Source organism: Acinetobacter sp. TAC-1 (genome assembly GCF_029025845.1).
Lineage (GTDB): Bacteria > Pseudomonadota > Gammaproteobacteria > Pseudomonadales > Moraxellaceae > Acinetobacter > Acinetobacter guillouiae.
This window is the reverse complement of sequence record NZ_CP118892.1, coordinates 1,231,056-1,243,368: the sequence shown is the minus strand read 5'-3', so window position 1 is coordinate 1,243,368 and position 12,313 is coordinate 1,231,056. Positions and strand designations below refer to the sequence as shown.

Annotated in this window: 16 protein-coding genes; 10 read left to right on the top strand and 6 right to left on the bottom strand. The window is 37.4% G+C overall.

Features of this window, described 5'->3' with window-relative positions; all coding sequences use genetic code 11:
* Positions 1-67: 67 nt before the first annotated feature.
* Positions 68-811: an ornithine uptake porin CarO gene (gene carO, locus PYV58_RS05740; RefSeq protein ID WP_034612559.1), complete on the bottom strand. Its 744-nt coding sequence runs from the start codon at positions 809-811 to the stop codon at positions 68-70.
* Positions 812-1,115: 304 nt separating this feature from the next.
* Here carO and dapD point away from each other — a divergent pair, with 304 nt between their 5' ends.
* The 6 genes from dapD (at position 1,116) to PYV58_RS05710 (ending at position 5,118) form a co-directional block, all read left to right on the top strand.
* Positions 1,116-1,937, top strand: coding sequence for a 2,3,4,5-tetrahydropyridine-2,6-dicarboxylate N-succinyltransferase (gene dapD, locus PYV58_RS05735; protein WP_034612558.1), 822 nt, complete (start codon positions 1,116-1,118; stop codon positions 1,935-1,937).
* Positions 1,938-2,046: 109 nt separating this feature from the next.
* Positions 2,047-2,757 carry a 7-carboxy-7-deazaguanine synthase QueE gene (gene queE / locus PYV58_RS05730; protein WP_004717192.1) on the top strand — a complete coding sequence of 237 codons (711 nt, stop codon included), beginning with the start codon at positions 2,047-2,049 and terminating at the stop codon, positions 2,755-2,757.
* Positions 2,758-2,793: 36 nt separating this feature from the next.
* The gene (gene queC / locus PYV58_RS05725; RefSeq protein WP_004717194.1) at positions 2,794-3,465 is read left to right on the top strand and encodes a 7-cyano-7-deazaguanine synthase QueC; all 672 of its coding nucleotides are present in this window, start codon (positions 2,794-2,796) and stop codon (positions 3,463-3,465) included.
* Positions 3,466-3,478: 13 nt separating this feature from the next.
* Positions 3,479-3,889, top strand: a complete 411-nt coding sequence (locus tag PYV58_RS05720) for a hypothetical protein (protein WP_004717195.1) — start codon at positions 3,479-3,481, stop codon at positions 3,887-3,889.
* 65 nt (positions 3,890-3,954) lie between these two features.
* Positions 3,955-4,647 (top strand): diphthine--ammonia ligase, encoded by a 693-nt coding sequence (locus PYV58_RS05715; RefSeq protein ID WP_004823155.1) that lies wholly within the window; start codon positions 3,955-3,957, stop codon positions 4,645-4,647.
* Between the two features lie 9 nt (positions 4,648-4,656).
* Entirely contained in the window at positions 4,657-5,118 is a 462-nt protein-coding gene (locus PYV58_RS05710; protein ID WP_034612555.1) for a peroxiredoxin, read from the top strand.
* 154 nt (positions 5,119-5,272) lie between these two features.
* On the opposite strand, the gene PYV58_RS05705 is transcribed toward PYV58_RS05710, so the two are convergent.
* Positions 5,273-5,872, bottom strand: coding sequence for a LysE/ArgO family amino acid transporter (locus PYV58_RS05705; RefSeq protein WP_034612553.1), 600 nt, complete (start codon positions 5,870-5,872; stop codon positions 5,273-5,275).
* 180 nt (positions 5,873-6,052) lie between these two features.
* Between PYV58_RS05705 and PYV58_RS05700 the strand changes: the two genes are divergently transcribed.
* On the top strand, positions 6,053-6,943 hold the full coding sequence (locus PYV58_RS05700) for a LysR family transcriptional regulator ArgP (RefSeq protein WP_034612550.1): 891 nt from the start codon (positions 6,053-6,055) through the stop codon (positions 6,941-6,943).
* Between the two features lie 209 nt (positions 6,944-7,152).
* On the opposite strand, the gene gstA is transcribed toward PYV58_RS05700, so the two are convergent.
* On the bottom strand, positions 7,153-7,758 hold the full coding sequence (gene gstA / locus PYV58_RS05695) for a glutathione transferase GstA (RefSeq protein WP_034612547.1): 606 nt from the start codon (positions 7,756-7,758) through the stop codon (positions 7,153-7,155).
* A gap of 97 nt (positions 7,759-7,855) precedes the next feature.
* Between gstA and PYV58_RS05690 the strand changes: the two genes are divergently transcribed.
* Positions 7,856-8,767 (top strand): LysR family transcriptional regulator, encoded by a 912-nt coding sequence (locus PYV58_RS05690; RefSeq protein WP_034612546.1) that lies wholly within the window; start codon positions 7,856-7,858, stop codon positions 8,765-8,767.
* Between the two features lie 75 nt (positions 8,768-8,842).
* Here PYV58_RS05690 and PYV58_RS05685 read toward each other — a convergent pair whose 3' ends face one another.
* Both PYV58_RS05685 and PYV58_RS05680 read right to left on the bottom strand, forming a co-directional pair.
* On the bottom strand, positions 8,843-9,406 hold the full coding sequence (locus PYV58_RS05685; protein ID WP_034612544.1) for a YceI family protein: 564 nt from the start codon (positions 9,404-9,406) through the stop codon (positions 8,843-8,845).
* 62 nt (positions 9,407-9,468) lie between these two features.
* Complete coding sequence (locus tag PYV58_RS05680; protein ID WP_034612542.1) at positions 9,469-10,035, bottom strand: nicotinate-nicotinamide nucleotide adenylyltransferase; 567 nt, start codon at positions 10,033-10,035, stop codon at positions 9,469-9,471.
* A 101-nt stretch (positions 10,036-10,136) separates the two neighbouring features.
* On the opposite strand from PYV58_RS05680, the gene PYV58_RS05675 reads away from it, so the two are divergent.
* Both PYV58_RS05675 and PYV58_RS05670 read left to right on the top strand, forming a co-directional pair.
* On the top strand, positions 10,137-10,937 hold the full coding sequence (locus tag PYV58_RS05675; protein ID WP_004717217.1) for an enoyl-CoA hydratase: 801 nt from the start codon (positions 10,137-10,139) through the stop codon (positions 10,935-10,937).
* Positions 10,938-11,035: 98 nt separating this feature from the next.
* On the top strand, positions 11,036-11,794 hold the full coding sequence (locus PYV58_RS05670) for a nitroreductase family protein (RefSeq protein WP_034612540.1): 759 nt from the start codon (positions 11,036-11,038) through the stop codon (positions 11,792-11,794).
* 56 nt (positions 11,795-11,850) lie between these two features.
* Here PYV58_RS05670 and PYV58_RS05665 read toward each other — a convergent pair whose 3' ends face one another.
* Positions 11,851-12,165 carry a hypothetical protein gene (locus tag PYV58_RS05665; protein WP_004823167.1) on the bottom strand — a complete coding sequence of 105 codons (315 nt, stop codon included), beginning with the start codon at positions 12,163-12,165 and terminating at the stop codon, positions 11,851-11,853.
* Positions 12,166-12,313: the final 148 nt, after the last annotated feature.

The window sequence follows — 12,313 nt, the reverse complement described above, 5'->3', positions numbered from 1 at the left end:
ATAAAAAACCAAATTCAAAATAAAAAACGAGCCGAAGCTCGTTTTTTATTACATGATCAACAATAAATTACCAGTGGTAGCTTACGCCCACTTTACCAACTGGTAACCATTTATATTTGTCATCATTTGAAATTTTATTCTCTTCACCACGGATAGCATCACTTAATCGATCGCCATTACCGTTGACTTGGTCTGTACCACTCACTTGTTGCAGTGAAACAGTAGGATTACCAGTATAGTATGCACCTACTTCACCAAATACACCGAAGTTCTTGTTGATTTTTGGAGCAAAACCAAAACCTACATATGGTGCAAATTGGTTATCGTATTTTTGCTTACCTTTTATCTGAACATCAGATGTAGCATTAAAGTCAGTATTATTCACAGAGAAATTACGACCCTGAGAAATACGACGCTCTAACCCATATTCATTATCTACATAGCCTACACCAGTAGCAACATATAGACCTTGTGCCCAAACATTTTGGCTTGCACCCCAAGGACGAATCTCAGCATTTAAATACGCTAATTTGTTGTCCATGTCTAAGTCATACTTAGATCCATTGATTTTTAAATCATCAGACCAAGAAATATCACCACCGTTATAACCCAATGCTAAACCAACATAAGGGTTTGCAGTCCAAAGTAAAGCACCACCGTAACCTGTTGTACCGACTTCAAGACGAGCGCCTGTAGGGATTAATTGGTTTGCTTCAAATGCATAACCTTGGTCAACAACAGACCCATCAGCCATTGCTAAACCAGAAGCAGATAATGCAGCTGTAACAGCCAATAATTTTAACACTTTCATTTATGTCTCCTCAAAAAATAGAGTTTGTTCTTTAATCATTAATGTGTTGGACTCGAAACGATCATATGTGATTCGTTCTTCACAATTAATAGAGAAATTGATTACTTTTTGTTATTTTTTGATACAATTGGATATTAATTGTTGTTTTTAAAAGGAATAAAATAAATAAAAACTTAACAATTCACTTATTTGGTTGTTTTATTTTAAATTATAAGATTAGTTTTTTCGATTGAAACTAGATTTTATATCTAATCTGAGTCGAATTTGGTGTAGAATCTTTTAAAATTTTTTGGGAAGGAAGATCATGTCTCAGCTTTCAACGATCATTGAACAAGCGTTTGAAAACCGTGCCAACTTTACAGCAGTAGATTGTCCTGCTGAAGTACGTCAAGCTGTTGAAGAAGCCATTGCTGGCTTAGATAACGGTACACTTCGTGTAGCTGAAAAAATTGACGGTGAATGGATTGTTCACCAATGGTTGAAAAAAGCTGTTTTATTGTCTTTTAAATTAAACGATAACAAGCCAATTGAATCATGTGATCTTCGTTTCTATGACAAAGTAGAGACTAAATTTACCGGTTGGACTGAAGAACAATTTAAAGCTGCTGGTGTACGTGTTGTACCACCTGCTGTTGCACGTAAAGGTTCTTTCCAAGCGAAAAATGTTGTATTGATGCCTTCTTATGTAAACATTGGTGCTTATGTAGATGAAGGCACAATGGTTGATACATGGGCGACTGTAGGTTCATGTGCGCAAATCGGTAAAAATGTTCACCTTTCAGGTGGCGTAGGTATTGGTGGTGTGCTTGAACCACTTCAAGCAAACCCAACAATCATTGAAGATAACTGCTTCATTGGCGCACGTTCTGAAATCGTTGAAGGTGTGATTGTTGAAGAAGGCTCAGTCATTTCAATGGGCGTATTCATTGGTCAATCGACTAAGATTTTTGACCGTGAGACAGGTGAAATCCATTATGGTCGTGTACCAGCTGGATCTGTCGTTGTTTCAGGCAGCCTACCGTCTAAATGTGGTACATATAGTTTATATGCTGCAATTATTGTCAAGAAAGTTGATGCTAAAACGCGTGCTAAAACAAGCTTGAACGAATTGCTTCGCGAAGACTAATTTATATTCCCTCGTGGAATTTTAGTTATCTAGCGTAGCAATCGCTTCTCATCTCTACGGTCAATCGTGATCGTAGAGATTTTTCATTTTGTAATCTGTGGTAAATTTCATGAATTCTCTTCGTTCTTCGACTATTCCTGTTTCTGATCCGTCTGCGGGGCTGCGTATCACGGAGATTTTTTATTCATTGCAAGGTGAAGCCAACACTGCGGGTTTACCGACTGTTTTTATTCGTTTAACAGGTTGCCCATTACGCTGTACCTATTGCGATACCACCTATTCTTTTGAAGGTGGCGAACGCCAATCGCTTGACCAAATAATTCAAACAACATTAGATTATAAAACGCCTTATATCTGTGTCACAGGTGGCGAACCGCTCGCTCAGCCCAATGCCTTACCCTTAATGCAACGTTTGGCAGATTTAGGTTGTGAAGTTTCTTTAGAAACCAGCGGTGCTTTAGATGTCTCTAAAGTCGACCCACGTGTTTCAAAAGTTTTAGATTTAAAAACCCCAACTTCGGGTGAGGTTGCACGAAATTTACTCAGCAACCTTGATCATTTAACTCAACATGATCAAATCAAATTTGTGATTTGTAATCGTGAAGACTATGAGTGGTCTAAACAGCAAGTTGAACAATACGCTTTAGCGCAAAAAGTCAGCACAGTATGGTTTTCTCCTGCTTTTGCAGTGGAAAAAGGTGCGGCACGTTTACCTCAGCTTGCACGCGATTTAGCACAATGGATTTTAGAAGACCATCTCCCTGTTCGCTTCCAGTTGCAATTACATAAATTGCTTTGGAACGATGAAACTGGTCGTTAAATTTATCGTCAATTATTAATATTTGGAGAGTTGGATATGCGCCCTCGTGCCGTAGTCTTATTATCTGGTGGCTTAGACTCAACGACGTGTTTGGCTTGGGCTCAAGCAAACTATGACTGTATTGCCCTAAGTTTTATGTATGGTCAACGCTCTACCACTGAACTCGATGCAGCCCGCGCTTTAACGCAACGTGCAGGTGTAGAACATCGTGTGATTAATATCGATTTAGGTAATTTAGGTGGTTCAGCGCTTACAGACCTTAACATTGATGTTCCTGATCATGAAACAGATGGTATTCCTGTAACTTATGTTCCAGCACGTAACACCATTTTCTTGTCTTATGCACTTGCAGCCGCAGAAGTTTTTGATGCTCAAGCGATCGTGATTGGTATCAATGCTGTTGATTATTCAGGATATCCTGATTGCCGCCCAGAGTTTATCGAGGCCTTTGCCAACATGGCTCGTCTTGCAACGAAAGTCGGTGTAGAAGGAAAACCTCTTAAATTTGAAACACCTCTGTTACATTTATCCAAAGCGAATATAATACGCTTAGGCATCGAACATGGCGTAGACTATAGTCAAACGGTTTCATGCTATCAAGCAGATGACCAAGGACGTGCTTGTGGCAAATGTGATAGCTGCCGACTTCGTAAAGAAGGTTTTAAGGATGCAGGTATTGCAGACCCAACACGTTATATACCGCAATAACAAGGTACTGTTTATGAAAAATTTAAAATCAAGTCTTATTCTTTCTGCTTTATTTTCAGCTTCGGCTTTAATGGGATCTACGGCTTTTGCTGCTGAATCAAATGCAGTTCAACAAGCCTATAAGAGTGCAAATGTTAAATCTGCACTTATTGGCGTGTGTAAAACGGAAACAGCTAAAGGTGGTAAATTAACGTCTGCTGAAGTAAGTAAATACTGTAGCTGTGCTGTTGAATCTGATGGTAAGTTAACCAACGATCAAAAATGGCAAATTCAAAGTGCCATTAACCAAAAGAAAAGCCCAGCAACACTTGCTTTCGTTCAAAAAAATAACCAAGACCTTCAAACATGTTTTGGTCCTCAGTTAACAGGTAAATTAAAAACCTTAACTGAAGAAGCAATGAAAGCAGCACAAGCGAAGAAATAATTTCTTCTCATTGCAAAGAGCCTGCCCATGCAGGCTCTTTTTACAATTGGATGATACAAAACCATATGCAGGACCAATGGAATACTGTGATACAGCAACAAAAATTTGTTGCTTCATATAGTGGCGGGAAAGATAGTAGCCTGGCTTTATATCACGCTTTGCAAAGTGGGCAAGCCGTAGCTCTCATTGTCATGCTAGAAGAACATGGACAAAGATCTCGTTCTCATGCCATGCCGCTTGATATCATTGATGCCCAAGCAGAGCTGATTGGTTTACCTATACTCAAAGCATCAGCCACGTGGAATGACTATGAACATCAATTTGTAAATCTCCTCAATCAAACCAAACAACTGGGTGCAGAAGCACTTGTTACCGGTGATATTGATCTGATTGGACATGCGCAATGGAACCAATCTGTCTGTGAGCAAAGCCAATTGCAGTTATGTATGCCATTATGGCAAAAACCTCGGCTCGACATTGTGGGTGAATTTATTCAATTGGGTTTTGTCAGCATCATTGTGACGATTAATTTAAACCTCGGTATGCGGGTTGAAGATTTGGGTAGAGTTTTAACAGCTGATTTTGTGGATGAATTAATCGAACGTGGGATTGATCCATGTGGTGAAGCTGGTGAATTTCATACCACGCTGATCGATGGTCCAATTTTTAAAAAGCCGCTTTTACTGAATAAAGGTGATATTCTCTATCATGAAAATTATGCCTTTTTAGCACTTGAACTTAAACACAACAGCATTTAAGGACAAACAATGACTGAACAAATACAACTTCCGAATCAGAAATTCCCAACGACGACGGGTGAGATCAACCTCACTGAGCTCTCTACAGATTGGTTAGTTTTATATTTTTATCCAAAAGATTCTACACCTGGCTGTACCACTCAAGCGGTTGGTTTCTCTTGTATAAAAGACCAATTTGACGCTTTAAATACCGCCATCATTGGTGTATCACGTGACTCTGTAAAAGCACATCAAAACTTTACGGAGAAGCAAGCATTGACCATTAATCTGATCAGTGACAAAGAAGAAGTATTATGTAAACACTTTGATGTGATTAAAGAAAAAAATATGTATGGTAAACAAGTGATGGGGATTGAGCGCTCAACATTTATTTATCATCAAGGCAAACTGGTTAAAGAGTATCGTAAAGTTAAAGCGGCTGGACATGCTGAACAAGTTTTAGAAGACTTAAAAGCACTACAAAAAGCTTAACTGCAAAAGTCCCTACTCGCTCTAAAGTTAACATGACTTTAAACGAGTCAGGGACTTTAAATCTTCTTATTGAGAACATCCTCAAGCCCGATATAGATTGTTCCCTCTTTCCTCATAAAAAGATCATTACTCTGACTTGATCCAACAATACCAATCAAAGCAGCAAAGAGATTGCAATTCCCCACATAACCAATGCAATAATAAAATCTAATATTTGCCATGCGCGTTGATTTTGAAAAACCGGGAGTAAAAAGCGTGCACCAAAACCTAAGCTAAAGAAGAATAACCACGATGCTGTTACTGCACCAATCGCAAAATAAAGTGCGGTAGTTTCAAACTTTGTCGATATAGAACCAATTAAAACCACTGTATCCAAATAAACATGTGGATTAAGCCAAGTTAAAGCTAAACAAATCAGAAGCATTTTCATAAGCTTGGATTCATTTTTTTCACTCGGTTTTAAACCTGTCGATGCTCTAAAAGCTTGTAGAAAATGTTGCGCCCCATAAACCAATAAAAACGTTGCTCCAAAATATTTTGCCCAATCGACAAACTCTGGATGCGTTTGAATGACTTTAGAAAACCCCAGTACACCCAATAAAATTAAAATCGAGTCAGATGCGGCACAAACAACACAGACCCAAAATACATGTTGTTTTTTTAAGCCTTGTTTGAGTACAAAAGCATTTTGAGCGCCAATTGCAATAATCAAGCTAAACCCAACAGCCAACCCCTGCATATAACTTTGCAACATTTTAAAACTACACTTTTAAAGTTTTGAATGGACTGTGCTATTATCCAAACTTATCTCTTTAAATGAGTATTTCTAAATAAATATCATCTTAGCTAAGTTTTTCTTAGTTTCTTGTGATGTGGCATTTTTAAAATAACTTATATCTTTATATAAAAAACGCCCATTTTTTTGAGGATCAGCATGTTACAAAGTAAGCATAGTGAAGCATTTCTAGCGGTTGCCGAAACAGGTAGCTTTGAACAAGCTGCTATTCGTTTGAATATCACAGCATCAGCGGTAACGCTACGTTTACAAACTTTGGAAAAACAACTTGGGCAAGTGCTGATCATTCGAGAAAGGCCATGTAAAGTTACTCAAGCAGGTCAGGAAGTGTTACTTTTCCTGCAACATCATCGCTTGATGGAACAAAATTTAATTCAGAATCTTCAAGGACAAAGTTCGCAATCACAATTTTTTAAATTAAATATCGCCACTAATGCCGATTCATTGGTGACATGGCTATTACCGACAATTCAACACACCTTACTCACAGAAAAAATTGTTATAGACTTAAAAATTGATGATCAAACCCAAACCCACCACCTTCTTGAAGCGGGATTGGTCAATGCTTGTATCTCGACCGAATCAAAACCTATGAAAGGCTGTGAGGCGATTCATTTAGGTACAATGAGCTATAGGATGGTTGCTACACCGAATTTTATTCACACTTACTTTCAGCATGGTATTCAACGTGAAACGTTACGGCATATCCCTGCTGTTATTTTTAATGATAAAGACCATGTACATGCCGAAGTTTTACAACACGTTTTTGGTTTGATGCCAAGCAGCTATCCATGCCACTTTATTCCTTCTGCAACATCTTTTGTAGATGCAATTTTGCTCGATTTGGGTTATGGCATGGTACCTAAAATGCAAATTCAAAAAGAATTAGCAACAGGACAATTGCTTGAAATCATGCCCAAAGCAAGAACCGATTTACATCTATATTGGCATCATTGGAAACAACAATCTAAGCAACTGGAAAAACTCACATTGGATTTAATTCGCAATACTCAATCTATTCTGGATTAAGCTTTCTAGAAGCCACGACTCGACCCAAATTAAAGTATCTTATTTTAATAATTTATAATGAAAAACTTTTAGAATCATTCAGCCACGATTTTCGCTATAAAGCTGTGTTAAAACATCATAGAAATACTTTGCTTCAATCACATACTTCAAGCTTAGAGCTGCCGTAGTTTTACTCAGTATTTATAAAACATACGGCATTGGATTTTTTCCTAAAGAAGACCTTCTGCTTGCATTGCTTTTTGTACAGATGGATGTTGTTGCATTTGCTCCATAAAAGCTTGTAAAGATTTCAAATGACTTAAGTCCAAATTGATAAATGTTGCCCAACGAGTCACAACAAATAAGTAAATCTCTGCAATGGTAAATCCTTGCCCCAACAGATTTTCCGAATCATGAATTTGCTCATCTACCCATGTGTATTGTTTTAATAATTTCTCTTTAAAAATATTTTTACTCGCATCATCAAACCCTTTTTGAAAAAATGGTGCATACGATTTATGTAATTCCGAACTAATGTAGTTCATCCACTCCAATACTTTATAGCGCTTTAAATCACCAAATGTAGGTAATAAATCACTACGTTTAGCAGTCTCAGCCAAATACTGGCTAATGATCGCACCCTCACTCAAATGCAAGTCATCATCACTGATTAAAAATGGCACTTGACCTTTCGGGTTAATTTTCAAAAAATCCTGACCCTGTTCCGTCTGGTGATTTTTAAAAGAAACTTTCACTAAATTAAAATCTTGGTTAATTTCTTGTAATACGATATGAGGCGCAAGTGAACATGCACCCGCTGTGTAGAAAAGTTGCATCTGCTTATTCCTTAAGTGGCTTTAACTTCATACTATTCTTAACATCATGAACAATAAATACTCATAATATCAATTCAGTTATTACATGGTGTATATAATGAACACAACATTCAAACGAACAATGTTGAGTAGTGTTGAAATATTTTGTCTCGTTGCAGAACAACGAAGTTTTTCCAAGGCTGCCTATCAAGCTGGTTTAACACCCGCAGCGGTAAGCCGATCCATTGCTCGTTTAGAAGATCGCTTAGGGATTCAACTGTTTAATCGAACAACACGCAATGTTCGTTTAACCCAAGCGGGTGAGGAATATTTTTTAGAGTGTCAGCAGGCCCTCAAACAAATTGCTGAAGTCGAATTAAGATTAAAAAATAAATCAGCTCAACCTTCTGGAACAATCAGGATGAGTTTACCAACACCTTTCGGTCACTTTAGAGTTCTACCTCTGTTACCTAAATTTCAGCAGCTTTACCCTGAAATTAACTTGGATATACAGCTCACCAATAAAAATGTAGATTTCATTACCGAAGGTTTTGATCTTGCTATTCGGGGGCGTAATGTGCCTGAATCCAATTTAATTGCTCGTTGTTTAGAAAAAGCCGACTTACTGATTGTCGCCTCTCCTGAATACTTAAAGAAACATGGCACACCTACTGAGATTGCCGATTTACAACATCATCAATGTATTCAATTTATCTTACCCAGCACAGGAAAAGAAGTGCCTTGGTCTATGCTCATTGAAAATGAAGTTGTAGAGATTCAAACGCAAGGGCACTTGAATTGCAGTGAAGATATTTTAGCCACCATTACCTTAGTTCAACATGGTGGTGGTCTATTGCAAACCTGCCGTTTTATTATTGAAAATGATTTAAAACAAGGAAAGCTGGTCGAAGTCCTACAACAATATTCAGGTACTCAACGACAATTTTCCCTGCTTTATCCTAAGAATAAATATGAACAACGACACATCCGCTTATTCATTGATTTTTTAATTGAACATCTAAAATATTAGACTTAAAAAACAGACCCGAAATAACGATAAGATTAGAAAATAACGCACCCTGATCCTTTCTATCTCGGCTGTTTTCTATTGTGCTTTCCACTGCCCAGACACTTGGATATTCACTTTTTCTCCAACGCCACCCACAGCTTTTTTCATTCCGAAATCACTACGCTTTATGACTGTAGTAGAGCTAAAATCCAGCAATTTTGGATTATTTAGATTGGGTTTAATTGTCGCATTAAAAGTTACAGGCTTAGTCACATTCCGCAAGGTTAAATTACCTGAAATTAGATACTTATTATTAGCAAGCGGTTTAAATGCGGTACTTTTAAAAGAAGCGGAAGGATATTTAGCAGCATAGAATAAGTCTTCACCCATAATCATATTTTTCAAGGAAGATTTATTAATGCTTAGGCTATTTACATCCATCACAAATTCAGTAGATGCCTTTTGCGGAGCGCTCGTATCAAAATTAAGGGCAGAACTCACACGCTTAAATTGCCCTTTGACGATGTTCATACCCAATGAGTCGATATGAAATCCAACATCACTATTGGGTGTCAATGTCCAAGATGCGGCATAACTTGAAATCGAAATAACGAAGCTACCCAATAAAGCCCCGTTTATAGCGACTGATTTAAACTGCATGCAATACTCCATTCATATTCTATATATTTCTATTCAGTGTATTGCAATGCACACAAAAAACATTAAAGATTTGATTTGTCTTGCGTTTGGTATTTGTACTTTAATTGTTGGTAAATTTCAGTTTTCTGAAACTTCTCTAAAAACTCAGCTGTGCCCAAAGGAAATTCGACCTGATAAATTTCACCACGATAATACGCTTCACGTAACGGGGTCGCAGAGATAGAGCCGACTAAACTATCCAGTTCAACCATTTGCCATTCTGGAAATAGTTTTAAGTAATAAGATGAATCATCTTTAAAATGACCAATTAAACCAATCTTATCGGTCTCTAAAACTGTAGCATTGACCAAGGACTTAACCAGCTCTACCCATTTAGTATCATTATAAACATCAATAACATGTACAAATTTGATTCGTTTTTGATCCGCTTCAGAAAAATTAGACAAAATCATTTGTTCCCGTTCTGATGCCAGAAAAGGATTTTTAGTATTCCGTTCATTTTGCGCAGAACCCAAGGCCAAAATTACATATTGGCTTTGTTGTAATGCAATTTTAATAGTTTGCATATGCGCGAGATGAAAGGGCTGAAAACGTCCAATATAAACAAGATAATCAAATTTATAAGTCATAAAAGTAATTTTTTATGAACTCATCAGTTGCAACAGAATTTCAAATATGCGACATAATGAGGGCATAAAATCCAATTAAATTTTAAAGCAAGGATAGTACGATGACACTTAGTTGTATTCAACAGCCACATCAACATTTAAACGCAAATTTAGAGAATGGTGTACTGACTTTAGCAATTAATCGACCAGAAGCAAAAAATGCACTGTATGGTGAATTGTATCTATGGATTGCAAAAGCCTTAGATGAAGCTGATCAAGATCGTGATGTTCGTGTGGTGATCTTACGTGGTGCAGACGCTGACTTTAGTGCGGGTAATGATATGAAAGACTTTATGGCTTTCATTCAACAACCACTTGAAGGTAAAGAAGGTGATGGTCCTCCATTTGTATTATTAAAATCTGCTGCACGTTTATCTAAACCATTGATCTGTGCAGTCCGTGGTGTAGCGATTGGGATCGGAGTAACAGTACTTTTACATGCTGACCTCGTTTATGCAGACAATACAGCCCTATTCCAAATCCCATTTGTCAGCTTAGGACTTTCTCCTGAGGGTGCTTCAAGCAAACTCTTAATTCAACAAGCGGGATATCATAAAGCGGCTGAATTACTGTTAACTGCACAAAAATTTAACAGTGAAAAAGCACTCAATGCTGGCTTAATCAATAGTATTGAAGACGATGTATATGGTCACGCTTTGCATCAAGCACAAACCCTTGCAGCACTTCCATTGGCTTCAATCAAACAAACCAAAGCGTTAATGAAGCATAATCTTGAAGAGATTATTCAATGCGTAGATGATGAAGCGGTGATCTTTATGCAACGCGTTAAATCACCTGAAATGGCTGAAGCCGTTGCTGCATTTATGCAAAAGCGTAAGCCAAACTTCTCTCAATTTAATTAATTGAGTGAATCTGATCAAAGCCACTGCATGACTAATATTCAGTGGCTTTGCTCATTTTGAATCCAATAAAACTGTTCATTTAATTATGGGTAAAGATCATGTCACAAGATACAACGACCAAGAAGCGCTATTACGAACCCGCTCCACAAGATATCGATATTGAAAATTTCCGTAAAGTCATAGAAAGTCGTCGCTCAGTCCGTAAATACACTGAAAAGCAAATTCCTGCTGATATTCTAGATGCTTGTTTAGATTTGGCTTTACTGGCACCAAACTCATCAAATCTACAGCCTTGGACGTTCTATGTGGTTCAGTCTCAAGCGAAAAAGAAACAATTGGTCAAAGCTTGTTTAAGCCAATTATCAGCAAAAACAGCCGCAGAACTGATTGTATGTGTGGCACGTATTGACCGTATTGATGAAATGGCAAAAAACAATTTAACCCATTTTCCCATGCCTGAAGCGCCAAGAGCGGTAAAACAATATTATAAATTTATCGCATATAACTATAAAACAGGTTATATGAATGCTTTAGGTAACTTTAAAAAAGTGGCTTTCAAAGTTGCACGCACTTTAGATAAACAACTTCCTGTTACTGCGTTTAACCCAGCTGATGCAAAGCTTTGGGCCAGTAAAACGACAGCCTTGGCTTGTGAAAACTTGGTTTTGGCTTTACGCGCTTATGGTTTTGACAGTTGCATGATGGAAGGTTTTGATGAACCCTTAGTTCGCAAGATCCTTAATCTAGGTGATAAAGAATTTCCAGTCATGGTGATTAGTGCCGGTGAACGTGCTGAAGATGGCGTATTCTTCCCACAATACCGTTTTGATCGTGATTTGTTTATTCAAAAAGTTTAATTTTAGCTTATAAATTCCTCCTCTCTGTTCAAAAGAGGGTTGAGATTTTTAAACTATTATTCAATATCAATCATTTGAATAAACTCAAAAGCAGGTTCTTCATAAGGATGACTTGCTTTTAAAGCGATTGCCACTTGTTTGGCCTTGTGTTCAGGAACGATGGTTTCCACTCGCCATTCAGGCAATTGCTCTAAATGATCTAACTCACCAATAAAAGGCTTTGCACCGCTTAACGGTTTAAATTGCCCTGTTCCTAACACTTGCCAAGCGCAATGTTCATAATCACCAATACCACCCGCTCCTGCTTGAAAAATTGCAAGTTTGGTTGCTTCAAGGTGTGATTCTGGAACATAGTAGATCAGTTTAAGCATATTATTTTATATTCAAAAACTCGATTATAGCTTTGTTCATATTTACTTTTACTTATTTTTTATTTGGTTTCGTTAGAAAAAAGCTATGTATCGTTAGCTCAATTCATAAGATTTAATCAGAACTTTAGATTTTATAAGCTTGACAGAA

What these genes read in the sequence shown, in the direction of transcription:
- PYV58_RS05690 (WP_034612546.1), top strand. Translation starts at nt 7,856, where the DNA reads ATGAACACAACATTCAAACGAACAATGTTGAGTAGTGTTGAAATATTT.
- PYV58_RS05720 (WP_004717195.1), top strand. Translation starts at nt 3,479, where the DNA reads ATGAAAAATTTAAAATCAAGTCTTATTCTTTCTGCTTTATTTTCAGCT.
- PYV58_RS05665 (WP_004823167.1), bottom strand. Translation starts at nt 12,165, where the DNA reads ATGCTTAAACTGATCTACTATGTTCCAGAATCACACCTTGAAGCAACC.
- PYV58_RS05710 (WP_034612555.1), top strand. Translation starts at nt 4,657, where the DNA reads ATGACTGAACAAATACAACTTCCGAATCAGAAATTCCCAACGACGACG.
- PYV58_RS05700 (WP_034612550.1), top strand. Translation starts at nt 6,053, where the DNA reads ATGTTACAAAGTAAGCATAGTGAAGCATTTCTAGCGGTTGCCGAAACA.
- dapD (WP_034612558.1), top strand. Translation starts at nt 1,116, where the DNA reads ATGTCTCAGCTTTCAACGATCATTGAACAAGCGTTTGAAAACCGTGCC.
- queE (WP_004717192.1), top strand. Translation starts at nt 2,047, where the DNA reads ATGAATTCTCTTCGTTCTTCGACTATTCCTGTTTCTGATCCGTCTGCG.
- gstA (WP_034612547.1), bottom strand. Translation starts at nt 7,758, where the DNA reads ATGCAACTTTTCTACACAGCGGGTGCATGTTCACTTGCGCCTCATATC.
- PYV58_RS05715 (WP_004823155.1), top strand. Translation starts at nt 3,955, where the DNA reads ATGCAGGACCAATGGAATACTGTGATACAGCAACAAAAATTTGTTGCT.
- carO (WP_034612559.1), bottom strand. Translation starts at nt 811, where the DNA reads ATGAAAGTGTTAAAATTATTGGCTGTTACAGCTGCATTATCTGCTTCT.
- PYV58_RS05675 (WP_004717217.1), top strand. Translation starts at nt 10,137, where the DNA reads ATGACACTTAGTTGTATTCAACAGCCACATCAACATTTAAACGCAAAT.
- PYV58_RS05670 (WP_034612540.1), top strand. Translation starts at nt 11,036, where the DNA reads ATGTCACAAGATACAACGACCAAGAAGCGCTATTACGAACCCGCTCCA.
- PYV58_RS05680 (WP_034612542.1), bottom strand. Translation starts at nt 10,035, where the DNA reads ATGACTTATAAATTTGATTATCTTGTTTATATTGGACGTTTTCAGCCC.
- PYV58_RS05685 (WP_034612544.1), bottom strand. Translation starts at nt 9,406, where the DNA reads ATGCAGTTTAAATCAGTCGCTATAAACGGGGCTTTATTGGGTAGCTTC.
- queC (WP_004717194.1), top strand. Translation starts at nt 2,794, where the DNA reads ATGCGCCCTCGTGCCGTAGTCTTATTATCTGGTGGCTTAGACTCAACG.
- PYV58_RS05705 (WP_034612553.1), bottom strand. Translation starts at nt 5,872, where the DNA reads ATGTTGCAAAGTTATATGCAGGGGTTGGCTGTTGGGTTTAGCTTGATT.